Consider the following 24,237-nt stretch of genomic DNA (forward strand, 5'->3'; position numbering starts at 1 on the left):
GGGGTCCTCCTACCGACGGTAGTCCTCCCTCCTGAGGACTCCGAGTCGCCCGATGCCCTGCACCGGGACCCGCGGCACACCGCCCCGGACGATCTGTGGCTGAGCACCTGCGAACGCTGACACCCGGACGCGCCGGAGCCGGGCGCAGGGCGGGGTCACCCGCCGGGCACCACCTCGACGGCGCCGATGTACTCCTGGGTCTCCGCGTCCGGGAGCCGGACGGCCTGGGCCCAGAAGTAGATCACCAGGCTGAACGTCGCGATGAGCGAGATGTCCCACCACAGCGGAAGGACGTCCGTCGCACCGCAGGACGCCTTGGACGCCGGGCCCGTGCTGCAGAATCCGCCTTGCCAGGAGATCAGCCCCATGCCCACGAGGTACACCGGCAGCCATTGCGCGGACCACCAGTCCATGTGCGGCACCCTGGGGTTGAGCCTGAGCAACGCGGAGCCGCCGAGCAGCAGATAGCCCAGCACGATGGCCACGCCGAGCCGCCACAGGGTGTCCCAGCCCGCCCAATAGATGATCAGGTTCGAGATGATGAAGGCCACGGGCGCCCAGAACATCCCGCCGGGCAACCGGTACGGACGAGGCCGGTCCGGGTCCTGCTTGCGCAGGCACCCGAAGGCGAGCGGTGCCCCCGCGTACATCAGCACACTCGCGGACGTGACGAAACCGACCAGCTTCTGCCACGTGGGGAACGGCAGGAACACGATGAGCCCGACCACGAACGCGAAGAGCAGGCTGAACCACGGCACGCCGCGTCTGGTGGTGCGCTCGAAGACCGCCGGGACGTAGCCGTTGCGGGACAGGCCGTAGGAGACCCGAGAGGTGGCGGTGGTGTAGATCAGGCCCGTACTGGACGGCGACACGACCGCGTCGATGTACAGCAGCGTGGCGAGCCAGCCGAGCCCGACGGAGGTGGCGAGCCCGGCGAACGGGCCGGCCTTTCCGCTGAAGGAGAGGTCGGCCCAGCCGTGGACGAACGCGCTGTGCGGCAGGGCGGCGATGAAGACCACCTGAAGCGCCACATAGACGAGGACGCCGATGAGGATGGAGCCGATGACCGCCCGCGGGATGTCCCGGGCCGGATTACGGCTCTCGCCCGCCAACTGGTCGGCCTGCTCGAAGCCGAGCAGCGCGAAGATGATGCCGCTGGTGCTGATGGCGGAGAGCACACCCTTGGCGCCGAAGGGGGCGAAGCCCTGGTAGCCGAAGTTGCTGCCGTGAAAGGTGGTGGCGGCCAGCACGATGATGGTGAAGACGGGGATGGCCACCTTCCACCACGTCGCCACGCTGTTGGTGTGTGCGAGCCATTTGATGCCGAGGAAATTGACGACGACGAAGAACGCCATGAACGCGATGGCCAGCCCGTACCCCGCGGGCGTCAGGTGATTCTTGCCGGTCTGCACCCAGGGGGCGTGGACGCTGAGATAGTTCAGCGACGCCATGACCTCGATCGGCGCCACGGTCACGGCCTGCAGCCACGAGAACCATCCGAAGGACGCGCCGGCGGCACTGCCGAAGGCATAGTGCGGAAAACGGGCGGTGCCGCCCGCGACCGGGTACATGGCCCCCAGTTCGGCGTGCACGAACGCCAGCACGATGATGGCGAGCGCCCCGATGCCCCAGGAGATGAGCGCCGCCGTGCCGGCCGCCTGCGCGGCGAGCAGCGCACCGAACAGCCAGCCGGACCCGATGATGGACCCTTCCGAGGTCCAGATGAGACCGATCAGCCCGATTTCCCGCTTGAGGCCCGGATTCGTGGGCGCCGTGGGTGCGACCGGCTTGGACATCTGCATGCGGGATGCACCCCTTGTTCCGGTGGGGATGAGGCGTGAGGTGTCTGTCCGTGTCCATGGGACTTGGAGTTAGATGCCCGATCCGTGTGAATCGTTCCCGGAGCACGGGGAAGTTGCGCCGGTCGGGTCGGGCATGAAGTCGCTGCCCGATCGAGGTTCGGGTGGCCGACCGTGGTCGTGGGGCGGGCGGCGTCCCGCCAGCCCCACAGGTCAGGTGCTCAAGCCGAACTCGGCCCGGATGCGCTTGCCCACGGGTACGCGCTCGGCGGTCAGCCGGTCGCACAGGGCCACGACGATTTCCATGCCGTGGCCGCCGGGGCGCGCCGGGTCGGGTGAGTAGAACAGCGGGAGGGCCGTGCTGCTGTCGTACACCGTGACGCTGACGCGCTCCGCGGTGCCCTCCAGTTCCAGCAGGTACGGGCCCTGGCTGTAGCGGTCCGCGTTGGTGACGAGTTCGCTCACGGCCAGCATCAGATCGCTGCGGGTGTGCTCGCCGAACACCGCGAGCCACTCGGCGGCCAGCCGGACCAGAAAGCGGTCGGCGAGGTCCCGGGCCTGCGCGATGCAGCCGGGTTCGCCGTCGAACACCTCGGCGCTGTGCAGAACCTCCGTGGACCGGTCCGGGCAGGGGCGGTCGGCCGGTCGCGAGGTGACCTGTTCGTTCATGTGCTCCAGCCAGGGCGACGCAGGGGTGTTCGATGACAGCTTCTCGACGTTCGCCTACCCGCGACGAACGGTCCCACTCCGGGGAGAATCCGGCAGATCTCAACCATGCCCGGGCCCTTCGACGGCGGGATCCGGGCCGGGCGGCCGCGCCACGATGTGCGCGGGTGCGGCGGGGGCGACCGGCAGTGTGAACCGGATGCAGGTCCCCTCGGCGGTCTCCGGATCCAGCCAGATCCGGCCCCCGTGGAACTCCACGATCTTCCGGCACAGGGCCAGACCGATGCCCGTTCCCTCGTACTCCTCCCGGCCGTGCAGACGCTGGAAGATGACGAAGACCTTCTGCGAGAACTCCGGCGCGATACCGATGCCGTTGTCCGCCACCCGGAAGTGCCAGTCGTCGCCCTCCCGCACACAGCCCACCGTGATCCGGCACGGCACGTCGGGGCGGCGGAACTTCACCGCGTTGCCGATCAGGTTCTGCCAGACCATGGACAGCGCCGTGGCGTCCCCGGTCAGCGAGGGCAGCGGGACCTCCCGTACGACCGTGGCACCGGACTCCTCGACGACCAGCGCGAGATCGGCCAGCGCGCGGTCCAGGGACCGGTCCAGGTCGACCGGCTTCCACCGGTCGTGCACCCTTCCCATGCGGGAGAAGGTGAGCAGATCGTTGATCAGTACCTGCATCCGCCCGGCGCCGTCGACCGCGTAGTCGATGTACTGCCGCGCCCGGTCGTCGAGCTCCGCGCCGTATCGTTTCTCCAGCAGGCCGCAGAACGAGGCGACCTTGCGCAGCGGTTCCTGCAGATCGTGCGAGGCGACATAGGCGAACTGCTCCAGCTCGGCATTGGACCGGCGTAGTTCCCCCGTCTGTTCCGCCAGCAGCGTCTCGCGTTCCCGGGACTCGGCGAGCTCCTCGACGATGCGGCGGCGCATGTCCTCCACGGCTGCCGCCACCGCCCGCACATCGGACGGCCCGTCGACCTCGATCCGCTTGCGGAACGCCCCCGAGCTGACCGTCTCGGAGGCGGCGGTCAGCCGGCCCAGCGGCCGGCCCACCATCCGGTGCAGCAGCAGACTCAGCGAGCCCACCGCGAGCAGAAAGCCCACGACCAGCGAGATGAGCACCTGGTCACGGGTGGTGCGGGCGTTGCTCAGATCGGTGCGGGCCTGGTCGCGTGCCAGGTCGAGATGCGCTTGCTGAGCCGTGTACAGGCGGCGCAGGGTGTCGAATTCGTCCGTGCTCTGCCGGATCGGGGCCGAGGAATCGGACGCCGGGCCGCCCCGGCGGACCGCGGCGACGAGCGGCTCGGCATGCCCGCTGCGCCATTCCCGGGAGGCCGCGGCGATCCGGTCGAGATCGCGGGCGAAGGGCTGTTCGTCCCCGACGAGGGCACGTACGCGGGCCATCCGCCGCTTCTCGTCCCGCATCCCCGCCTCGTACGGCCGCAGGAAGGTCGAGTCGCCGGTGAGCGCGAATCCGCGGACCCCGGTCTCCTGCTCCAGCAGCGCGTTCTGCAACTGGAACGACGAGGAGCGGGCGGGCTGGATGCGGTCCACCAGTTCGGTGGTGTGGTCGGATATCCGGGACAGGACCAGGCCCCCGACGGCCAGGCCCGCGCAGACGACCAGCAGGAAGACGGCGAGGATCAGATGGACCCAGTTCTGCACGGACAGCCGCGAGATCAGGCCGTACCCGGACTCCCGCGATGCGTCCCGGCCGCTCATCGCGGCGTCTTTCGGCCCCAGCCCAGATGGAGCACGGCCACGTCGTCGGCGAGACCGCCGTACGGGGACGCCGCCTCGGCGGCCTCGTCGACCAGGGTGTCCACGAACGCGCGGGCCGACAGCGCCCCGTGCCTGCGGGCCAGGGCGAGCAGCCCGTCCTCGCCGAGCCGGGAGCCCGGCCCCGTACGCCCCTCGAAGAGGCCGTCCGTGAAGAGGACGATCCGGCCGTCGTCGGGCAGGGGCAGCTCCGAGACGCTCCACCGTCCCGTCCCCGGCAGCAGTCCCAGGGCGATCCCCGGCTCGGGCTCGACCCAGCTCACCCGGTCGCCGCTGCGCAGCAACAGCCCGGGGTGACCGGCCCGCACCACCTGCACCCGGCGCCGGTCCGGGGAGAAGGACAGTGATGTGACGGTGGCGAAGACATGCGGGTCGGAGCGTTCGGCGACCAGGATCTCCTCCAGCAGCCGGACCTGTTCGAGCCGGCCGGTCGCGCACAGTACCGCCGTGCGCCAGGCCACCCGCAGACAGACACCCAGCGCCGCCTCCGCGGCCCCGTGCCCCGACACATCGCCGATCACCGCGTGCACCGTGCCGTCGGAGGTCTGCACCACGTCGTAGAAGTCACCGCTGAGCAGGGCGTGCGCCCGGCCCGGCGCGTACCGGGCCACCGCTTCGAAGGAGTCGTCGTGCAGCAGGGGCACGGGCAGCAGCCCGCGTTCGAGGCGGGCGTTCTCCCGCGCCATCAGCCGGTTGGCGCGCAGCGCCGCCGCGGCCTGCTCGACCTGCTTGCGCTGGAGGGCGTAACGGACCGAGCGGCCCAGCGCCTCCGGATCGAGCCGTCCCTTGACGAGGTAGTCCTGGGCGCCGGTCGCCACGGCCGACAGGCCCGTATCGGCCTCGGCCCTGCCCGTCAGCACCACGATGGCCGCATCCGGCGCCGACTCGACGATCCGGGTCACGGCGTCCAGGCCGTACACATCGGGCAGATGCAGATCGAGCAGTACGCAGCACGGGGTCCGGCAGCCGGCCAGGAACCGGCGCGCCTCCGCGAGCGTCCTGCACCAGGTCAGCGCGGAATCCAGCTCGCTGTCCGCGAGCATCTCCTCGACGAGGAGGGCGTCACCGGCGTCGTCCTCGACCAGCAGGATCACGGCGTCGACCTTCCACACCGAACCATGGCCGGTTTCGCCGCCGGACTCGTTGCCGGCGCCGTTCTCGCTCGCGGACTCGTTGCCGGCCGTCGCGGGCCCGTTCTGTACGGGGACGGTGTCCGGGCGCAGGGCGACGCGGGCGGGAGAGCTGCCCGCCGGGAGCTCGGCCACTGTCCACCCCCTTGTACGGACCGCACGGCCCAACCCCGGCCGTATCGCAGGGAAGCATATGTGACCGAACCGTGGAGGAGCCGTCGGGGCGTAGCGGCTCCGCTCCACGCGCGTCAGCGCGAGGGACATCACACGAACGGAGCAGCATCCCGTGCATGGCAGACTTGACCGGGGCGTTCGGCCCGGCAGGAGCAGGTACGGCGGTCGGCGCCACGAGGGACAAGCGACAGAGGAACGGCAATGACGGTGACAGAGGACAGCCCGGAGCTCGCTTCCGGTACTGAGGGGTTCGGTCCCGGTATCGACCCGGAGCGGCTGGCCGTCTGCCTGAGCGTGCTCGACGAACTCGACACCATCGACATCGACCACCCCGACGCCATCGCGGTGCGCCGCGCCACGGCCGGGATCTACCGGACCGTGAAGCAGCGCCGCCGTCAGGAGCGCCGCGCCGCCAAGACCGCGCACGACAAGACCGTCACCGAGGCGACCGCGACCGGCTCGGCCGACCGCATCGACGACGAGACCCAGGGGGTCCTCCCGTCGTCCTCGGCCCGTGCCGAGATCGCGGGTGTCCTCCAGCGCCCCCGCTCCTGCTACATCTGCAAGACCCGGTACGTCGAGGTCGACGCGTTCTACCACCAGCTCTGCCCGCAGTGCGCCAAGGAGAACCGTTCGCGCCGCGATGCCCGCACCGACCTCACAGGCCGGCGCGCGCTCCTCACCGGCGGCCGCGCGAAGATCGGCATGTACATCGCGCTGCGGCTGCTGCGCGACGGCGCGCACACCACCATCACCACCCGCTTCCCCAACGACGCGATCCGCCGCTTCAAGGCGATGCCGGACAGCGACGAGTGGATCCACCGGCTGAAGATCGTCGGCATCGATCTGCGTGACCCCGCGCAGGTCGTCGCGCTCGCCGACTCGGTCGCGGCCGAGGGCCCGCTGGACATCCTGATCAACAACGCGGCGCAGACGGTGCGCCGCTCCGCGAACGCGTACAGCGAACTGGTCAACGCCGAGTCCGCCCCGCTTCCGGCGGGCGAGCTGCCCGCCGCCGAGGTCATCGGCACCTTCGGCAGCGGCACCGTCGACCGCGTCGCGGCTCTCCCGGCCGCCCGCAAGGAGAGTCTGTCCGCGCAGGACGTCACCGAGCTCGCGCTGGTCACCGGGTCCGCCTCGCTGGAGCGGATCGCCGCGGGAACGGCGATCGACGCGGGCGGTCTCGTGCCCGACCTGCATGACACCAACAGCTGGATCCAGACGGTCGAGGAGGTCGAACCGATCGAGCTGCTGGAGGTCCAACTCTGCAACTCCACCGCGCCGTTCATCCTGATCAGCAGACTCCGCCCGGCGATGGCCGCGACCGCCGCCAAGCGCTCCTACGTGGTCAACGTGTCCGCGATGGAAGGGGTGTTCAGCCGCGGCTACAAGGGCGCGGGCCACCCGCACACCAACATGGCCAAGGCCGCGCTGAACATGCTCACCCGCACCAGCGCCCAGGAGATGTTCCAGAAGGACGGCATCCTGATGACGGCCGTCGACACCGGCTGGATCACCGACGAGCGGCCGCACCCCGACAAGATCCGCCTTGCCGAGGAGGGCTTCCACGCCCCGCTCGACCTGGTCGACGGCGCCGCCCGCGTCTACGACCCGATCGTGCGCGGCGAGGAGGGCGAGGACCTGTACGGCTGCTTCCTCAAGGACTACGCGCCCGCCAACTGGTAGCCGACCGGCCGCCCCGTGGGGGCGCCGCCATCGGTCGCGCCGTCGCGTGCGGCGCCGTGGACCCGGCCTGGGCAGCGTTCCTGGCCGGGTCTTTTCCGTACCAGGTGGCTGAAAGTGACCCATGGTGCACGTTCCATCGAGCGGGAACGCGCTCATCTGGATACTCTGATGCGAACAGATGTCACCGGGGAGTCCAAAAACCCTCCTCGGCCGTCCTGGGACAGGCTTGTCAACCGAGTCGCCGTCCCGCCCCGTATCCGGCGCCACCGCGACCGAACTGTTCCTGCCCCTGCCCTCGCGGGTGGTCGACGCCCGGTTGGGAGACCGGGGCGTCGGTGACGCCCGGGGCTACGCGACACAAAGGAGTGCGCGGTGACAACACCAGAACTGACGAAGCACGAGAAACGACCGGCCGAAAGCCACGGAGAGCGGGCCCGCGGTCCCGAGAAGCTCCTGAACATCGAGGTGTGGGCCAGGTCCGCACCGATCCGGCTGGCCGGGTACGAGGACGACCTCGCCGAGCCGCACATCCTGCCCGGCATCGACTGAGCGCTTCTCGCCTTCACACCCGGACTCCGGCCCACCCCTCGACGGGTGGGCCGGAGTCCGGCCGTTTCGGGGCGTTTGCCGGTCAGAACACCGCCTGCGCCACCGCGGCCCCGGCGAACGAGAGCCCGACCCCCGCGCCGACGCTGAGCAGCAGATACCCGGCCGCGGTGGCCAGGCGGCGGCGGACTGGTCGGACTGATCATGGTCGGCCTCTTCGCCACCGCTCGGATCAGCGGCAAGAAGGGGCTGTTCCACGGCGGCGGCTGGGGACTGCTGGGCAAGCAGCTCGTCGCGATCGTCTCCGTGATCGCGTTCTCCTTCATCCTCACCTGGCTCATCGCGAAGGTGGTCCAGCTGACCGTCGGATTCCGTGCCGAGGACGAGTACGCCAGCGTTCCCGGGTCGGAGGTGGAACGCGCCTACGACTTCCAGACCGCGGAGCGCCTCGGTGCCCTGGTCTCCGGCAAGGCCGTGACCAGCGACGACGAACTCGTCAGACAGATCACCAAACTGCTGCGGGCCCGCGAGGAGTCCAAATGAGGACCCGGTCCGTTTCCTCCGGCTGATCGTGCGGTCCCGACCGCAACTCCGACCAGTCATCGGATGGTTGAGGGAAAGGAGTTTCGTTCCGGTCCACTACGCCGACGGCACAGCCTCGGCCCCGGTCCTCGGCAGACCCTCACCGTCGAGGCTCCCGTGCCGATCCGCAGCGGTGACCGGGTCACCCTGCTCGGCCACGGCCGGCCGCTCGGCCGGCGCACCACGGGCGGCTCGCTGGTGATCGACGTACCGGCGGCGGCGCGCAGGACCGGGCAGCACGCCTGGGTGTTCAAGGTCGCCTGGTCGGGCTGAGCCAGGCAGGGCCGAGCGAGACGGGAGGCATGAAGTCCCGCACGTAGGTGCGGTGCCACCAGCGTCCGGTGGCCCGCAGTTCGCGCCAGGTCGTGAACCGGTAGCGGTACACCCTGGCGCGGACATGCGTGGGCGGGACGTCCGGGAACGGGTTGTGACGCAGCAGCCGCAGCGTGTCCCGGTCGTTCTCCAGCAGCCGTTCCACGAACTGGCCGAACCAGGGGCCCGCGTAAGCGGGGGAGAGCGCCGCGAACCACATCAGCCAGTCGAGCCGCAGATGGTACGGGGCGAACTGGCGGGGCAGCCGGCGCGGATCGCCCGGCTTGCCGCGGAAGCCGTACTCCCGCCAGACCGTGCCCTCGTGGAGCACCGGCTCGTCCGTGCCCTCGACCACGACCTCCAGCCGGACCCGGCTGATGCTGCCGAACGCGCCGTAGGTGTTGACCAGGTGCAGCGGGTCGAACGAGCGGTTCATCACCTGGCGGCGGGAGACCAGATTGCGCGCCGGGCGGTAGCTGAGGAGCACCACCAGCGCGGTGACGGCGATGACGACGATCTCGTACCAGAGGGGCGGCGCCGACTGCGCCGGCGGTTCGGTGAACAACGACCAGTCGACGGCGGACAGGGCAAGGGTGATCGTCACCCAGTTCAGCCAGGCGAAGTTCCCCGACAGGACCAGCCACAACTGGGTGACGATCATCAGTCCCGCGGCCGCGCTCGCCACCGGCTGCGGAGTGAAGAGGAGCACCGGCACCAGGAGTTGGGTGACATGGTTGGCCGCCACCTCGACCCGGTGGACGGGCTTCGGCAGCCGGTGGAAGAACCAGCTCAGCGGACCCGGCATCGGCTGGGTCTCGTGGTGGTAGTACAGACACGTCAGCTTGCGCCAGCACTCGTCGCCCCGGATCTTGATCATCCCGGCGCCGAACTCCACCCGGAACAGCACCCAGCGCAACAGCCACAGCACCAGCACCGGCGGAGCAGTGTGCACGTTGCCGAGGAACACGGCGAGGAAGCCGGTCTCCAGCAGCAACGACTCCCAGCCGAAGCTGTACCAGGTCTGGCCGACCTGGACGATCGAGAGATAGAGCGCCCAGGGCAGCACCCAGAGCAGCATCGCCGCCCAGAGCGGAACGTACGAGTCCACCCCCGCGAGCAGGGCGACGGCGAGGGCGCAGCCGGTCCAGGAGACGAACGCGAAGAACCGGTCGGAGTAGTGGAGCCGGAAGAGGCCGGGCGCGCTGCGCCAGTCCGTGCGCCGCAGGAAGTCGGGCACGGGCAGCATGCCGCGTTCACCGATCAGCGCCCGGAACTGGAGCACGGCGGTGAGGAAGGCGAAGAGATAGACGCCGGCGAGAGCCCGCTGGAAGATCAGCCGACTGAGCCAGTACCCGTCTGCGGTGAACCAGTCCATCACTTCCAGTATCGGCCCGGTGGCCCGGATCAGCCCTTCAGACGGGCTCGTTCCGGTCAGACGGCTCGTGCCGGTCAGACGGGCTTGTTCCTGCCTTCGGCGACGATGCGGCGCAGTGTGGTGCCGAGCCTGCGGGCGTACCAGAGCTGGAGCACCGGTACGACGGGGCCGGCCAGGCGCGCGTACCAGGCGGCCGGGCGGCTGAACGCCATGACGGTGAACCACACCGTCCCGTCGTCCGCCAGATCCACGACGAAGGACTCCTCGCCGCGTTCCGGGTGTCGGACCTCGGTCCCGTAGGCGAATCCGATGCGGTCGTCCTCGTAGGCGGCCCAGACGACCCGGCAGGGCGCGGTGAACCGGAACGGGCCGACGCCCAGCGACACCCGTACGGAGACCCCGGCCTCGGCGCGGCCCGCCGACGCGCGGACCCGGGCCCCGCTGGTGCGATGCATGCGCCAGCCGGTGACCGCCGTGCCCGCCGCCGCCAGGTCGGCCCGGCCGCGTCCGACCCGGGTCCGGTGGTGGAGGTGGTGGTATCCGTCGGGGAGCGGCCCGAGGCGGGTGGCTCCGACCTCGGGGTAGGTGAGGGCGCTCATACGGTCCTGCCTTCGTGATCGGTGGGGTTCTGGAGCCTTCGCCAGGCGAGCACCGAGCAGAGTGCGAAGCCCAGTGCGTTGCCGAGGCCGTGGGTGGCGGCCATCCAGGTCAGTGTGGGGTGCGGGAGCCCGGTGGCCTCGCCGAGCGCCCAGCTCAGTGCGAGCACCATGGTGACCGCGAGTACGGCGGACGAGGTGGCGAGCAGCAGCCGGGTGATGGGGTCCTGCTGCCCGGCGCGGACCGAGTGCCAGGTGAGCAGGGCAATGGTCCACATGCCCGCGGTCAGCACCACCGCTCCGGCCAGTTCGGCCCGGTCCCCGATGAAGTAGCCGATCAGGACGAGCAGGGTGCCCAGCGGCACGCTCAGCGCGGCGAACCTTCCCGCGGTGCTGTCGGCGACCCGCGCGACGAGTCCCGCGACCAGGGCGGCGGCGAATCCGGCGAAGTGGAAGTGCGGCACGGTCAGCGCGAGGATGCCGAGCCCGAAGCCGAAGAGCGGGTGCCCCGAGCGTTCGGCGACCAGTGCGGTGGCGGCGATCGACGGGGTGACCAGGGCAGTGAGCAGGGCGACCTCGGCGGGTGTCACGGCGTGGATTCGGGACGTCGCGAGGTTGCGGAACAGCCGTGGTGGGGCGTGCAGGGCGAGGAGTACGGCCCCGAGTGCGTAGCAGGACGCCAGGGCGGTGGCGGGCACGCCGCGCGGCAGCCACAGGGCCACGGCGCCGGGCACGGCGAAGAGCGGCCACAGCCGTCGCATCCGGTCCAGTTCGCAAGCACCGGCCAGCCGTAGCCCCGCGGGGACCACCACCAACATGCCCAGCATGACGATCAGATTGACCAGTACAGACATCGAGCCCCCGACTTGAACGTGTTCAAGTATGTTTGGCGACGACTCTACGGCCTCCCTTGAACGCGTTCAAGGGAGGCCGTGGCAACGTGGCCCGTTCAGATGCTTCAGCGGCGGGCGGCAGCCCCGTAGGGACTCACAGGACTCCCCGGCGCCACTCCCGTACCAGCAGCCAGCCGAGGTACGCGCCCCCGATGGCCATCGTGTTGATGCCGACGGGCAGGTTGTCGAAGAGCGGCAGTTGCTGGGCGCAGAGATCCGCGAGGAGCAGCAGCGCGGGACCGGCCGGCGCCGAGAAAAGGATCTGCATACGGAAGTCGACACCGGTCAGGGCGCGTACCACATGCGCAGCGGCCAGCCCGACGAAGGCGATCGGGCCGACGGCCGCCGTCGCCGCAGCGCTCAGCAGCGTGGCCGAGAGCAGCCCGCCCGCCCGCGCCAGGGCCGGATTCGCCGAGGGACGCCGCGGTCGAGTCGTCGAGTGCGAGCGTGTTGAGGCCAGGCCCCAGCAGGGCCGCAATCAGCAGACCGGACACCGCGAACGGCAGGACCGACCAGAAGACGTCGAAGTCCCGGCCGCCGAGCGCGCCGACGACCCAGTACCGGTAGCTGTCGAAGACCTTCGGCCGGCTCGGCGTCACCGCCTGGATGAACGCCGTCAGTACGGCGGAGAGCACCGCACCGGCGAGCACGAGCCGCACCAGACCGCCGCCGGACCCCGCCGACCCGATCGCATGGACGAGCAGACCGGCGATCAGCGCACCGGGCAGTGTCCACCACATGGTGTCCACCATCAAGGTCCCCTGCGACAAGCAGGTTCCGGGACTTTTGGCTCAACCCGGCGCCGGAGGCGGCCACATGGGCACCGGTCAGGTCGCACAGGCGTGGAACCACTACGGCAACAGTCTCAAGGGCCTGATGGCCTGGTCCCTCAACCGGGACGGGCCGAAGGGGTGGATGTTCGGGGACAACGTCACGGCGGTGCAGGGCTGTTGAGCGAAATCGCGGGCCGGGCAGTTCCGCCGAGGTGGACGGAGCTGCCCTTCCGGTCGGCCGCCGTCGGCGGCCGACCGGGCCATCGGTGTGTACTTCAGGAGCGGGGCTCGGAAGCGTCCAGCATGGCGTCGCGCTCCACGACCTTGATCCGCTCGCGCCCCTGCTCCGCGCCCAGCGCCCGCTCGTGCGCGTCCAGGCGGTACCAGCCCTCGCGGGTGGTGTAGCGGACGCCGCGCTCCTCCAGGAACGCGGTGACGGCCTCCGGCTCGGGCTGTGCCGGGACGGCCAGCCGGCCCGTGGCGTGGTCCTCCAGGAGGCAGGCGACCGTCTCGTTGGCGTCGCCCTTGGTGTGGCCGATCAGGCCGATCGGGCCGCGCTTGATCCAGCCCGTGACGTACGCCGAGGGCATGGGCTCCGCGCCGTCGACGACGCGCCCCGCGGCATGCGGGACGGTGCCCGAGGTCACGTCGAACGGGAGCTTCGGGAGCTCCTGCGAGTAGTAGCCGACCGCGCGGTAGACGCTCTGCACGTCCCAGTCGGTGAAGCGTCCGGTGCCCTTGACGTTCCCGGTGCCGTCCAACTCGGTCCGCTCGGTGCGCAGACCGACGACCCGGCCGTCCTCGCCGAGGATCTCCGCCGGGGACTCGAAGAAGTGCAGGAACAGCTTGTGCTGTCGGTCGCCCACGTCGCGGATGGCCCAGTTCTCCAGCGTGGAGGCGACCATGTTGGCCTGCTTGTTGCCGCGCCGGGTTTCGATGGAGCCCTGGTCGTACTCGATGTCCTCGGGGTTGACGATGACCTCGATGTTCGGCGAGTGGTCCAGCTCCCGCAGCTCCATCGGGCTGAACTTGGCCTGCGCTGGCCCACGGCGCCCGAAGACATGCACTTCCAGGGCCTTGTTGGCCTTCAGGCCCTCGTAGACGTTCGCGGGTATCTCGGTCGGCAGCAGTTCGTCCGCCGTCTTGGCGAGCATGCGCGCCACGTCCAGGGCCACATTGCCCACCCCGAGCACGGCGACCTTCTCCGCCTCCAGCGGCCAGGTGCGCGCCACATCGGGGTGTCCGTCGTACCAGGAGACGAAGTCGGCCGCACCGTGGGAGCCGTCCAGGCCGCTGCCGGGGATGTCGAGCGCGCGGTCCGCGTCGGCACCGGTGGAGAAGATCACCGCGTCGTAGAAGGACCGCAGATCGTCCAGGTCGATGTCGCAGGGGTAGTCGACGTTGCCGAACAGCCGCAGCTGCGGCTTGTCGAGCACCTGGTGCAGTGCCTGGACGATGCCCTTGATCCGCGGGTGGTCGGGGGCCACCCCGTAACGGATCAGGCCGAAGGGGGCGGGCATCCGCTCGAACAGGTCGATCGAAACCCCCGGATCCTGTGCGGCCTCGGATTTCAGCAGAGCGTCCGCAGCGTAGATTCCGGCGGGGCCGGCTCCGACTATGGCGACGCGGACGGGGCGGGTCATGGAGTTGCGGTCCTTAGAACGGGCTGAAGCGGGCGGTGCGGCGCAGGGTAGAGGCAAGACCGACCGGCTGGGCCTACCGTGCTCCACGGAACACGGTAACCGTTGCCGGCCTGCGCTCTCCGGGCGGGCGGCTCTCCGGGCGCTCCCGGACGGTGCCCTCCGGTGTCCGGTCACGGGTCCGGGAACCGCCCCCGAACGCCTGGCGCCGGAATGCCCCACCCGTACGGGGTTCGCTCGAAGATTCGGACAAATGATGGCAGAGTGACCCGCCAATGCCCTGATGCACACCGACGGCGGGGCGATCGTCACGATCCGGGTGCTCACCGGGTCCGAGCGGCGCCTGCGGGTCGATGTCGAGGACCGTTCCAGCGCGCTGCCCCGGCGCCGGGACGCGGGGGAGGACGGGGTCTCCGGACGCGGGCTGATGCTGGTGGACCGGCTGGCGGACCTCTGGGGCGTGGAGTCGCGGGGCGTCGGCAAGTGCGTGTGGTGCGAATTCGTCATTCCGGAGAACGAATGAAGCGGATGGAGCGAATCGCCCGAGGGGACGCCGTAGACGTGGCCCGACAGACGCTGTGCACTACCCGACAGTAACAGAACGTAACATGTCTGTGCTTGACCGTAACCGACCGCAAGCGATTGACTGCCCTTCCGTCAGTCCTGTCTTTCGATGACATGAGGATCCGTTGGGCACTGAGCTGCTGACACCCCTCGACCTGGCCTTCTGGCACCTCGAATCCGATGCCCACCCCATGCACCTCGGCGCGCTCGCCGTCTTCTCACCGGCACCCGATCCGGCGCACGGCGTGAGCACCGAGACCGTGCCGGAACTGCTGGGCAGCCGCGCCGCCGCGATTCCACGGCTGCGGATGCGGGTCAGGGACGTACTGCTGCCGGTCGGCGGCGCCGCCTGGTTCGTGGACAAGGACTTCGACGTGCGGCGGCACATCGCGCGGGTGCGGCTGACCGAGGCGGAGTCGCGCGGCGGGGACGACGGATTCATGGCGGGCGCCACCCGGCTGGCGGGCGAGCTGATGGAACGGCCGCTCGAACGGGGCCTGCCGCCCTGGCAGATGTACGTGATCGGCGGCGCGGACGGCGGCCCCTTCGCCGTGCTCGTCAAGCTCCACCACGCGCTCGCCGACGGAATGCGCGCGGTCGCCATCGGCGCCGGTATCTTCGACGAGATTGCCTCCGCCGCAGGCCGCGCCCGCAGCGGCATCCCCACCCGCCGGGCGCGCGTGGTCCCGCCCCGCTCCTGGATGCCGGGCCCGCGCCAGGTCGCCGGCCTCGCGCTGGGCCGGATCGAGGACCTCGGCCGGGCCTTCGGAGTCGGCGCCTCCATGGTGCGGGCCAGCCGCCTCGATCTGCGCGGCGCGCCCGCGCTCACCGCAAGCTCCAGCGGCACCCGGCGGCTCGCCACCGCCGACCTGGACCTCGATGCGGTCCAGCGGATCCGCCGCGCCGCCGGAGGCACGACCAACGACGTCCTCCTCGCGGTCGTCGCCGGGGCACTGCGCCGCTGGATGCTGGAGCGCGGAGAGGTGCTGCCGGCCGAGGACCCGCGTGCCCTGGTGCCGGTCTCCCGCCGCAGACCGGGCCAGGCCGCCGCGACCGGGAACAAGCTCTCCGCCTATCTCCTCAAACTCCCGGTCCGCGAACCCGACCCCTGGAAACGGCTCCGTGCCGTCCGCACCGCCATGGACCGCAACAAGTCCGCGGGGCCCTTCCGCGGTGCCGGCGCGGTCGCCGTGCTCGCCGATCAACTGCCCTCGCTGGCCCACCGCTTCGGCGCGCCCATCGCCGGGAACGCGGCCCGGATGCTCTTCGACGTCCTGGTCACCAGCGTGCCCCTGCCGCGCTCGGCGCTCTCGCTCGGCGGCTGCCCGCTGCGCGCCGTCTACCCGATGGCGCCGCTGGCCCGCGGCCAGTCCCTGGCCATCGCCCTGTCCATGTACGGCGGCCGGGTACGGGTCGGGCTGGTGGCCGACGGCAAGGCGCTGCCCGATCTGGAGCGGCTGGCCAGCTGCGCCCACGACGAGGTGGCGCACCTGCTCGAACTGCTGCCGACCGGCTGAACGGCCCGTATCGGATCAGCCATAGATCGGACAGATCTCTGGAAAAGTGCCGCAGATCGTGGTGCCCGAAGTGTTGACGTGCCCAAGTGATCCGATGAATATTCGCTGTGTGCAGGAAGCGATCACGAGGGAGGGCGACGGAAGCATGCGGCGCAACAGGCTGGGCAGCAGCACGGTCGAGGTCACTGAACTGTCCTTCGGAGCCGCCGCCATCGGCAATCTCTTCAGCGCCGTCGACCCCGTGCAGGCGGCCGCCGCCGTGGACGCCGCATGGGACGAGGGCATCCGCTACTTCGACACCGCGCCGCACTACGGACTCGGCCTCTCCGAACGACGCCTCGGCGAGGCCCTGCGCGACAGACCCCGCGACTCCTACGTACTGTCCACCAAGGTGGGACGGGTGCTCGACCCGCTGCCCGCCGGCGCCGCCACCGAGCCCATGTCCGACGGGCTCTGCGAGGGCTTCGCCGTGCCGGCCACGCACCGCCGCCGCTGGGACTTCAGCGCCGACGGCGTGCGCCGCAGCATCGAGGACAGCCTGGAACGGCTCGGACTCGACCGCGTCGACATCGCCTATCTGCACGACCCGGACGACCACGCGGAGGCTGCGTTCCACGCCGCCTACCCGGCGCTGGAGAAGCTGCGCGCACAGGGCGTCGTCGGAGCCATCGGTGCCGGGATGAACCAGACCGCCATGCTCACCCGCTTCCTGCGCGACACCGACGTCGACGTCGTGCTCTGCGCGGGCCGTTACACCCTCCTCGACCAGTCCGCCCTCACCGAGCTGCTGCCCGAGGCCGCCGCCCGCGGCCGCAGCGTCGTCGTCGGCGGGGTCTTCAACTCCGGGCTCCTCGCCGACCCGCGCCCCGGTGCCAGGTACGACTACACGGCCGCACCCCTGGCCCTCCTGGACCGGGCATTGCGGATCAAGGCCGTCACCGAGGGCCACGGCGTCCCGCTGCGGGCCGCCGCCCTCCACTACCCGCTCGCGCACCCGGCCGTCGCCGGAGTGCTCGTCGGCACCCGCTCCCCGGACGAGGTGCGCGACGCCGCCGCCCTGCTCCGCCGCGAGATCCCGGACGCACTCTGGGACGACCTGCGCGCCGAGGGACTGCTCACCGAGGACGGACACTGACATGAGAATCGCCCTGCACACCAAGGTCCGCGCCGACCGCGTCGAGGAGTACGAGGCCGCGCACCGCGAAGTCCCCGCGGAGCTCACCACCGCGATCCGCGCGGCGGGCGCCACCTCCTGGACGATCTGGCGCAGCGGCACCGACCTCTTCCACGTCATCGACTGCGAGGACTACGCCGCACTCCTCGCCGAACTGGAGAAACTCCCGGTCAACGTCGCCTGGCAGGCCAGGATGGCCGAGCTGCTCGACGTTGCGCACGACTACTCCTCGGACGGTGCCGATGCCGGTCTCCCGGTCGCCTGGGAGCTGTGACATGAGCGACCCGCAACGGATCGTCGACGCCCACCACCATGTGTGGGACCTGTCGGTACGCGACCAGGACTGGATCACCGGCGACGAACTCGCCCCGCTCCGGCGCACCTTCACCCTCGCCGACCTGGAGCCCGAGGCACGCGCCGCCGGGGTGTACGCCACCGTCCTCGTCCAGACCGTCACCGTCCCCGCGGAAACCCCCGAGTTCCTGGCCCTCGCCCACACAGACGACCTCGTCGCGGGCGTCGTCGGCTGGTGCGACCTCACCGCCCCGGACATCACCGACACCCTGGCCGCGCTGCGTGAACTCCCCGGCGGCGACCGGCTCGTCGGCATCCGCCACCAGGTCCAGGGCGAACCCGACCCGGCATGGCTGCTGCGCCCCGACGTCCGGCGCGGACTCGCCGCCGTCGCCGACGCGGGGCTCGTCTACGACCTCGTCGTCCAGGCCCGCCAACTGCCCGCCACCGTCCAGGCCGCCGCCCTGCTCCCCGGGCTGACCTTCGTACTCGACCACGCCGGCAAACCGCCCGTCGCCACCGGTGAACTGCACCCCTGGGCCGACGACCTCCGGGCCCTCGCCGCCCGCCCCAACACCGTGTGCAAACTCTCCGGGCTGGTCACCGAGGCCGATGTGCACTCCTGGACCGTGAGCGATCTGCGCCCGTACGCCGACACCGTCCTCGACGCCTTCGGGCCCGACCGGCTGATGTTCGGCTCGGACTGGCCGGTGTGCCGGCTCGCCGCCACGTACCCGGAGGTCGTCGACACGGCACGCACCCTGACCGACGCCCTCACCGAGGACGAGCGGCACCGCGTCCTCGCCGCCACCGCCGAGCGCGTGTACGGCCTCTGACAGGCTACCGGCCCAGGCTTCCGGCAGTCTGGAGCCATGCCCGAGCTGCCGGAAGCCGAAGCCCTGCGGGTCTTCCTCGACGACCACCTCGTCGGCAGGGAGACCGACCGCGTCCTGCCGCTCGCCGTCAGCGTCCTCAAGACGTACGACCCGCCCCTTACCGCGCTGCGCACCACACTGCGCGACGCGGTCGCCCGCTCCGGCGGACTGCGGGCCGGAGAGCTCAAGGCCGGGAAGAAGAGCGGGATGCGCGTCCACGGACGCACCGGCGAGGCGTGCCCCGTCTGCGGGGACACCATCCGCGAGGTGTCGTTCAGCGACTCCTCGCTCCAGTACTGCCCCACCTGCCAGACCGGTGGCAAACCGCCGGCCGACCGCCGCCTGTTCCGACTGCTCAAGTAGCCCGGTCCGGTGGGTGCCCCGCACTCCGGCCCGGCACCCCCAGCCACGTTCTACACTCCGCCCATGCTGCGCGTACTCGCCGTCGACGACGAAGAACCCGCCCTGGAGGAACTCCTCTACCTGCTGCGCGCCGATCCCCGCATCCGCAGCGCCGAGGGTGCCACCGGGGCCACCGAGGCACTGCGCCGCATCGGCAGTGCCGTCGAGGCGGGCCCCGACGACCCGTCCGCCATCGACGTCGTCTTCCTCGACATCCACATGGCCGGTCTCACCGGCCTCGACGTCGCCCAGCTGCTGGCCGGGTTCGCCGCACCCCCGCTCATCGTCTTCGTCACCGCGCACGAGGGATTCGCCGTCCACGCCTTCGACCTGAAAGCCGTGGACTACGTCCTCAAACCGGTCCGCCGCGAACGCCTCGCCGAAGCCGTCCGCCGCGTGGCCGAACAGGTCGGCGACCGCTCCGCACCCGTGCTGGACACCGCGGGCGACCAGATACCGGTGGAACTCGGCGGAGTGACCCGGTTCATCCCGATCGACGACATCGCCTACGCCGAGGCCCAGGGCGACTACGCCCGGCTGCACACCGCCACCGGCAGCCACCTCGTCCGCGTCCCCCTCACCACCCTGGAGGAACGCTGGCGCACCCGCGGCTTCGTACGCATCCACCGGCGCCATCTCGTCGCGCTGGGCCGGATCGACGAACTCCGCCTGGACGCGGGCAGCATGAGCGTGCGCGTCGGCACCGCGGAGCTCGCCGTGAGCCGTCGCCACGCCCGCGCGCTGCGCGATCTGCTGATGCGCCGGACCGGCCGTTGACCAGGGACTACCCGGACCCGAACCCCTTCCCACGAGGGTCCGGTGCTGCGTACACTCCGGGCCCATGTCCGCAGAGCCAACGCCCCGGCGCGAAGTGGTGACGGGGGAGCCCCGGCGGGTGCGCCCGCTGCCGCGTTACCGCACCCAGTCGGAGATCGACGAGCAGACCGCACTGGGCGGCGCGTACGTCCGCTCGCTGATGCGCGGCCAGCTGCGCGCCGGACTCACCGCCTTCGTCGTCCTCGCGGTGGTCGTCGGCACACTGCCCCTGGTCTTCGAGGCCCTGCACAGCGCCGCGCTCGTCTGGGCGGTCCTCGGGTTCGCCGCCTATCCGCCCCTGACCCTGACCGCCTGGTGGTACGTGCGAAGAGCCGAGCGCAACGAACGCGACTTCGCCCGGCTCGTGGAAGGCCGCCCCGCACCGTGAGCCGCGCGTACGCCGTGGCGGCCGTCGGCTCCGTCGTCGTCGCGACCGTCCTCGTCGGCGGCTTCGGGCTGCGCATCTCCCGTACCACCTCCGACTTCTACGTCGCCTCGCGCACCGTACGGCCGCGCCTCAACGCCGCGGCGATCAGCGGCGAATACCTCTCCGCGGCCTCCTTCCTCGGCATCGCGGGCCTGGTCCTCGTGCACGGCCCGGACATGCTCTGGTACCCGGTCGGCTACACCGCGGGCTACCTGGTGCTGCTGGTCTTCGTCGCCGCACCGCTGCGCCGCTCGGGGGCGTACACCCTGCCCGACTTCGCCGAAGGACGGCTGGAATCGCGGCAGGTGCGCAGGCTGGTGAGCGTCTTCGTCGTCGCGGCGGGCTGGCTCTACCTCGTACCGCAGCTCCAGGGCGCGGGACTGACGCTCAAGATCCTGACCGGGGCGCCCGGCTGGCTGGGCGACGTGCTCGTGGCGTCCGTCGTCGTCATCGCCGTCGCCGCGGGCGGAATGCGGTCCATCACCTTCGTACAGGTCTTCCAGTACTGGCTGAAACTGACCGCACTCCTCGTCCCCGCGATCTTCCTGGTGCTCGCCTGGCAGGGCGACGGGCGGCCCCGCGTCCACTTCGACGAACAGCTCTCCGTCTTCCGCGCCGACCATCCGATGTACGCCACCTACGGACTGATCGTCGCGACGTTCCTCGGCACCATGGGCCTGCCCCACGTCGTCGTCCGCTTCTACACCAGCCCCAACGGCCGCGACGCCCGCCGCACGACGGTCGCCGTCCTCGCCCTCATCGGCGTGTTCTACCTGCTGCCGCCGGTCTACGGCGCCCTGGGCAGGCTGTACGCCCCCGAGCTGATCCACGGCGGGGACGCGGACGCCGCCGTACTGCTGCTGCCCGGCCGGGTCATCGGCGGGCTCGGCGGGGAGCTGCTCGGCGCGCTCATCGCGGGCGGCGCCTTCGCCGCGTTCCTGTCGACCGCCTCCGGCCTCACGATGGCCGTCGCGGGCGTCATCACCCAGGACGTGCTCCCGTCGCGCGGGGTACGGCACTTCCGGCTCGCCACCGTCCTCGCCATGTGCGTACCGCTGGCCGGTTCGCTGCTGGTCAGCCGGGTCCCGGTGGCCGACTCGGTGGGTATGGCGTTCGCCGTCTCCGCGTCCTCCTTCTGCCCGCTGCTGGTCCTCGGCATCTGGTGGCGGCGGCTCACCCCGCCCGGCGCGATCGCCGGACTGCTGCTCGGCGGCGGCTCCGCGTTCCTGTCCGTCGCCATCACCGTCAGCGGCGCGGTACGCCCGCCCGGCTGGCCGCACGCCCTGCTCGCCTGGCCCGCCGTCTGGTCGGTGCCGGTCGGCTTCCTCGCCATGGTCCTGGTGTCCCTCGCCACGCCCGGCCGCATACCACCCGGTACCAACGCCGCCATGACCCGCTTCCACCTGCCCGAAGCACTGACGTCGGGGAGACACCGATGACCGGAACCGGATACGCCGCAGTCGTCCTGCTCGTCCTTCTGTTGCTCGGCGCGGGCTTCCTGCTCGGCCGCCGCACCGCCCGCCCCGTCCGCACCAGCGACGTCGGAACCCCCGTCGAGCACGCCACCTTCGAGACCCTGCACACCGCCTCGCTCGCCGCGCCCCCGCTGCGCGCCGGACTCACCGAGGAGAGCGCCCGCAAATCCGCCCGCGGGCTCCGCTCCCTGCTCGGCACCGACGCCCTGTGCCTCACCGACCGCGACCGGGTGCTCGTCTGGGACGGCGCGGGCGAACACCACGGCCGGCACGTCATGGACCAGGTGCGGGATCTCCTCGCCAGCGGCCGCGACACCGCCTTCGCCAGCGACTGCGACGACCTCGACTGCCCGCTGCGCTGGGCCGTGGCCGTGCCGCTCACCGTCGACCACCGGGTCCTCGGCACCCTCATCGCCTACGCCCCGCGCGAATCCGCGGTGCTCGCGCGAGCGGCCGGAGAAGTGGCCCGCTGGGTCTGCGTACAGCTGGAACTCGCCGAACTCGACCGCTCCCGCACCCAGCTCATCGAGGCCGAGATCAGGGCGCTGCGGGCCCAGATCTCCCCGCACTTCATCTTCAACTCCCTCGCCGCCATCGCCTCGTTCGTCCGCACCGACCCCGAGCAGGCCCGCGAACTCCTCCTGGAATTCGCCGACTTCACCCGTTACTCGTTCCGCAGCCACGGCGACTTCACCACCCTCGCCGATGAACTCCACTCCATCGACCAGTACCTGGCACTGGTCCGGGCCCGCTTCGGCGAACGGCTCGCCGTCACTCTCCAGGTCGCCCCCGAAGTGCTGCCCGTCGCCCTGCCGTTCCTCTGCCTCCAGCCGCTCGTCGAGAACGCCGTCAAGCACGGCCTCGAAGGAGCCGTCACCAGCAGCCGCATCACCATCAGCGCACTCGACGCCGGCTCCGAGGCCGAGGTCGTCATCGAGGACGACGGCACCGGAATGGACCCGGAACGGCTGCGGCACATCCTGCGCGGCGAGGGTGGCAAATCAACCGGAATCGGACTGCTGAACGTCGACGAACGACTGCGCCAGGTGTACGGGGACGACTACGGGCTCGTCATCGAGACCGGCATCGGCGTCGGGATGAAGATCACGGTACGGCTGCCCAAGTACCGTGCGGGAGTGCACGGTTCCTGACGGACGAACCTGGCGCAGCTCAGTGGAGGTGGACCGCCAGATGCCCCAGCGGGAGCCCCAGCTGCCAGGCAGGCGTCCACACCTGGGCCGCCTCCTGCGCGTCCGCCCCGCCGTCCGCCGGCTCCCGGGGCGGCGGGCCGAGCGCATCGAGATCGGCCGCGAGCAGCTCGGTCTCCTCCAGCCACCGCCAGGCGGCGCGGGCCAGCACCAGATCGGGATCCGCGGCGCCTGACACGGGCCCCGGCGCCGCGTCCGGTGCGTGGAGCCGGTCACGGACCCAGCCCGCCCAGGCCGCCCCGTACGCCGTCAACAGCCGCAGCTCGTCCAGCCGGGCAGCGGGCAGGGCGGCGTCCGCCCCGTCGTCGGAGAGGAAGATGGTGAGCGCGAGCGCGTCGCGGCCCGCGCGGTACTCCAGCGTGGACGGCTCCATCAGATCGCCGGTCCGCAGCAGCTCGTCTGCGACGTACTCGGCATACATCCAGGCCATCGGGACCAGCAGCCCGCCCCCACTGGTCCCATCCTGACGTTCCGGGCGCATCCCGTCTCGCCTCTTTCTCTTCTCGGCACCGGGCTTCACGGAGCATTGAACCGGGGGAGCGCGCCCCGCGTGGCCAGAAGGACAGGATCCGTCCCGACCGGATCCGTTCACGACACGAGGATGCGATGACCGCCGATCCCGGGGAGGGCCCGCACGTGCGGCAGTTGCTCGGCGCCTATGTGCTCGACGCGCTCACGGTCCGCGAGACCCGCGCGGTCTCCCGCCATCTGCTGGCCTGCGACGGCTGCACGGCCGACTACGTGGAGGTCGCGGAGGCCGTCGCGCTCCTCGCCCTGCTGAGCGAGGAGGACCTGCTGGAGTAGCCCGGCAGGCTGCGGGAGAGCTGGCGCAGCGCGTAGTAGGACCGGGACTTGACGGTGCCCGCCGGAATATCGAGGGCCCGCGCCGTCTCGCCCACGCTCAGCCCGCGGAAATATATCTGGACGAGGACGGCACGGTGTTCCGGGCTGAGGGCGCGCATCGCATCGCGTACGTCGAGGGCCGATACCGCGGCTTCCGCGGTGTCCTGCGCACCCGCGGCGGTCTCCAGCACGACATCGCTGACCTCGGCCGGCCGGGCCTGCCTGGACCGTCGCGCGTCGATGGCGAGACGCCGTGCGACGGTGAAGAGCCAGGGCCGCATCGACTCGTACGGAGCGTCGAAGGCCTCCGGATGCTGCCAGGCCCGCACCAGCGTCTCCTGGAGCAGGTCCTCGGCCCGCTGCCGGTCGCCGAAGGTCAGCCCGAGCAGGAAGTGGAACAGGGCGGGGCCGTGCTCCCGCTGGAGATCCGCGAGGGTCCGCTCATCGGTCGTCGTGGTGGTCATCGTGAACGCCCTTCTCCGCCGAGGCCCCTGCCGCTTCGCTGCCGACTGCCGTATACGAACGCATCGGGGCGCCGGGGAACAGGCGATGGGCGGCTCCGTGCGACGAGCGGTCGCACAGTGCGGCGAATGGTGCGGTGAACGGTCGGGCGGTTGGGGGAGGGCGCCCGTACGGCGGGCGAGCGACGGGCGGGGCGGTGCCCGTGCCCGTACGGGCGTGGGGC

23 protein-coding genes and 4 pseudogenes are annotated in these 24,237 nt (G+C 71.1%); 16 read left to right on the plus strand and 11 right to left on the minus strand.

The annotated features are described in order from the left end of the window. Positions 1 to 155: 155 nt before the first annotated feature. From OH735_RS34360 to OH735_RS34375, 4 genes are all read right to left on the minus strand, one after another. On the minus strand, positions 156 to 1,802 hold the full coding sequence (locus OH735_RS34360; protein WP_406385547.1) for an APC family permease: 1,647 nt from the start codon (positions 1,800 to 1,802) through the stop codon (positions 156 to 158). A gap of 210 nt (positions 1,803 to 2,012) precedes the next feature. Further along, entirely contained in the window at positions 2,013 to 2,468 is a 456-nt protein-coding gene (locus OH735_RS34365; protein ID WP_406385548.1) for an ATP-binding protein, read from the minus strand. Positions 2,469 to 2,567: 99 nt separating this feature from the next. Further along, on the minus strand, positions 2,568 to 4,193 hold the full coding sequence (locus OH735_RS34370; RefSeq protein ID WP_406385549.1) for an ATP-binding protein: 1,626 nt from the start codon (positions 4,191 to 4,193) through the stop codon (positions 2,568 to 2,570). Beyond that, positions 4,190 to 5,362 carry a PP2C family protein-serine/threonine phosphatase gene (locus OH735_RS34375; protein WP_406386861.1) on the minus strand — a complete coding sequence of 391 codons (1,173 nt, stop codon included), beginning with the start codon at positions 5,360 to 5,362 and terminating at the stop codon, positions 4,190 to 4,192. The genes OH735_RS34370 and OH735_RS34375 overlap by 4 nt, the downstream gene beginning before the upstream one ends. Before the next feature lie 393 nt (positions 5,363 to 5,755). Between OH735_RS34375 and OH735_RS34380 the strand changes: the two genes are divergently transcribed. The 4 genes and pseudogenes from OH735_RS34380 (at position 5,756) to OH735_RS34395 (ending at position 8,641) form a co-directional block, all read left to right on the plus strand. Further along, the gene (locus OH735_RS34380) at positions 5,756 to 7,240 is read left to right on the plus strand and encodes an SDR family NAD(P)-dependent oxidoreductase (RefSeq protein WP_406385550.1); all 1,485 of its coding nucleotides are present in this window, start codon (positions 5,756 to 5,758) and stop codon (positions 7,238 to 7,240) included. Positions 7,241 to 7,612: 372 nt separating this feature from the next. Next, on the plus strand, positions 7,613 to 7,789 hold the full coding sequence (locus OH735_RS34385) for a hypothetical protein (RefSeq protein ID WP_406385551.1): 177 nt from the start codon (positions 7,613 to 7,615) through the stop codon (positions 7,787 to 7,789). A 174-nt stretch (positions 7,790 to 7,963) separates the two neighbouring features. Next, positions 7,964 to 8,329, plus strand: a pseudogene (locus OH735_RS34390) (ammonia channel protein); the annotation flags it as partial. 63 nt (positions 8,330 to 8,392) lie between these two features. After that, positions 8,393 to 8,641: a hypothetical protein gene (locus OH735_RS34395; protein WP_406385552.1), complete on the plus strand. Its 249-nt coding sequence runs from the start codon at positions 8,393 to 8,395 to the stop codon at positions 8,639 to 8,641. Here the strand turns inward: OH735_RS34395 and OH735_RS34400 are convergent. The 4 genes and pseudogenes from OH735_RS34400 to OH735_RS34415 all read right to left on the minus strand — a co-directional run. Further along, the gene (locus tag OH735_RS34400) at positions 8,619 to 10,055 is read right to left on the minus strand and encodes a lipase maturation factor family protein (RefSeq protein WP_406385553.1); all 1,437 of its coding nucleotides are present in this window, start codon (positions 10,053 to 10,055) and stop codon (positions 8,619 to 8,621) included. The two genes, OH735_RS34395 and OH735_RS34400, sit on opposite strands and share 23 nt — an antisense overlap. A gap of 74 nt (positions 10,056 to 10,129) precedes the next feature. Then, entirely contained in the window at positions 10,130 to 10,654 is a 525-nt protein-coding gene (locus OH735_RS34405; RefSeq protein WP_406385554.1) for a DUF1990 family protein, read from the minus strand. Continuing rightward, entirely contained in the window at positions 10,651 to 11,505 is an 855-nt protein-coding gene (locus OH735_RS34410; protein WP_406385555.1) for a YndJ family protein, read from the minus strand. Before OH735_RS34410 ends, OH735_RS34405 begins: the two co-directional genes overlap by 4 nt. A gap of 133 nt (positions 11,506 to 11,638) precedes the next feature. Further along, positions 11,639 to 12,290: pseudogene (locus OH735_RS34415) on the minus strand (iron chelate uptake ABC transporter family permease subunit); the annotation flags it as partial. Here OH735_RS34415 and OH735_RS34420 point away from each other — a divergent pair. Continuing rightward, positions 12,289 to 12,498: pseudogene (locus OH735_RS34420) on the plus strand (chitinase); the annotation flags it as partial. The pseudogenes OH735_RS34415 and OH735_RS34420 sit on opposite strands and share 2 nt — an antisense overlap. A 94-nt stretch (positions 12,499 to 12,592) precedes the next feature. Here OH735_RS34420 and OH735_RS34425 read toward each other — a convergent pair. After that, the gene (locus OH735_RS34425; protein WP_406385556.1) at positions 12,593 to 13,960 is read right to left on the minus strand and encodes an FAD-dependent oxidoreductase; all 1,368 of its coding nucleotides are present in this window, start codon (positions 13,958 to 13,960) and stop codon (positions 12,593 to 12,595) included. Between the two features lie 271 nt (positions 13,961 to 14,231). Between OH735_RS34425 and OH735_RS34430 the strand changes: the two are divergent. The 10 genes and pseudogenes from OH735_RS34430 to OH735_RS34475 all read left to right on the plus strand — a co-directional run. Continuing rightward, a pseudogene (locus OH735_RS34430) lies at positions 14,232 to 14,480 on the plus strand (ATP-binding protein); the annotation flags it as partial. A gap of 166 nt (positions 14,481 to 14,646) precedes the next feature. Then, positions 14,647 to 16,038, plus strand: coding sequence for a wax ester/triacylglycerol synthase family O-acyltransferase (locus OH735_RS34435; protein WP_406385557.1), 1,392 nt, complete (start codon positions 14,647 to 14,649; stop codon positions 16,036 to 16,038). A gap of 145 nt (positions 16,039 to 16,183) precedes the next feature. Further along, entirely contained in the window at positions 16,184 to 17,173 is a 990-nt protein-coding gene (locus OH735_RS34440) for an aldo/keto reductase (protein ID WP_406385558.1), read from the plus strand. Position 17,174: 1 nt separating this feature from the next. Next, entirely contained in the window at positions 17,175 to 17,486 is a 312-nt protein-coding gene (locus OH735_RS34445; protein WP_406385559.1) for an L-rhamnose mutarotase, read from the plus strand. A 1-nt stretch (position 17,487) separates the two neighbouring features. Beyond that, positions 17,488 to 18,342, plus strand: a complete 855-nt coding sequence (locus OH735_RS34450) for an amidohydrolase family protein (protein WP_406385560.1) — start codon at positions 17,488 to 17,490, stop codon at positions 18,340 to 18,342. 36 nt (positions 18,343 to 18,378) lie between these two features. Next, on the plus strand, positions 18,379 to 18,744 hold the full coding sequence (locus tag OH735_RS34455) for a zinc finger domain-containing protein (RefSeq protein WP_406385561.1): 366 nt from the start codon (positions 18,379 to 18,381) through the stop codon (positions 18,742 to 18,744). 63 nt (positions 18,745 to 18,807) lie between these two features. After that, on the plus strand, positions 18,808 to 19,560 hold the full coding sequence (locus OH735_RS34460) for a LytR/AlgR family response regulator transcription factor (protein WP_384459805.1): 753 nt from the start codon (positions 18,808 to 18,810) through the stop codon (positions 19,558 to 19,560). A gap of 64 nt (positions 19,561 to 19,624) precedes the next feature. Continuing rightward, positions 19,625 to 19,987 carry a hypothetical protein gene (locus tag OH735_RS34465; RefSeq protein ID WP_406385562.1) on the plus strand — a complete coding sequence of 121 codons (363 nt, stop codon included), beginning with the start codon at positions 19,625 to 19,627 and terminating at the stop codon, positions 19,985 to 19,987. Beyond that, positions 19,984 to 21,465 carry a cation acetate symporter gene (locus tag OH735_RS34470; RefSeq protein WP_406385563.1) on the plus strand — a complete coding sequence of 494 codons (1,482 nt, stop codon included), beginning with the start codon at positions 19,984 to 19,986 and terminating at the stop codon, positions 21,463 to 21,465. The genes OH735_RS34465 and OH735_RS34470 overlap by 4 nt, the downstream gene beginning before the upstream one ends. After that, entirely contained in the window at positions 21,462 to 22,652 is a 1,191-nt protein-coding gene (locus OH735_RS34475; RefSeq protein ID WP_406385564.1) for a sensor histidine kinase, read from the plus strand. The genes OH735_RS34470 and OH735_RS34475 overlap by 4 nt, the downstream gene beginning before the upstream one ends. A 19-nt stretch (positions 22,653 to 22,671) precedes the next feature. Here OH735_RS34475 and OH735_RS34480 read toward each other — a convergent pair whose 3' ends face one another. Beyond that, entirely contained in the window at positions 22,672 to 23,190 is a 519-nt protein-coding gene (locus tag OH735_RS34480; RefSeq protein WP_406385565.1) for a hypothetical protein, read from the minus strand. A gap of 125 nt (positions 23,191 to 23,315) precedes the next feature. On the opposite strand from OH735_RS34480, the gene OH735_RS34485 reads away from it, so the two are divergent. Then, positions 23,316 to 23,513 carry a zf-HC2 domain-containing protein gene (locus OH735_RS34485; RefSeq protein WP_406385566.1) on the plus strand — a complete coding sequence of 66 codons (198 nt, stop codon included), beginning with the start codon at positions 23,316 to 23,318 and terminating at the stop codon, positions 23,511 to 23,513. On the opposite strand, the gene OH735_RS34490 is transcribed toward OH735_RS34485, so the two are convergent. Beyond that, positions 23,447 to 24,016, minus strand: a complete 570-nt coding sequence (locus OH735_RS34490; protein ID WP_406385567.1) for a sigma-70 family RNA polymerase sigma factor — start codon at positions 24,014 to 24,016, stop codon at positions 23,447 to 23,449. The genes OH735_RS34485 and OH735_RS34490 overlap by 67 nt on opposite strands. Positions 24,017 to 24,237 lie beyond the last annotated feature (221 nt).

Origin of the sequence: Streptomyces sp. NBC_01618 (genome assembly GCF_045209435.1) — a bacterium.
GTDB lineage: Bacteria > Actinomycetota > Actinomycetes > Streptomycetales > Streptomycetaceae > Streptomyces.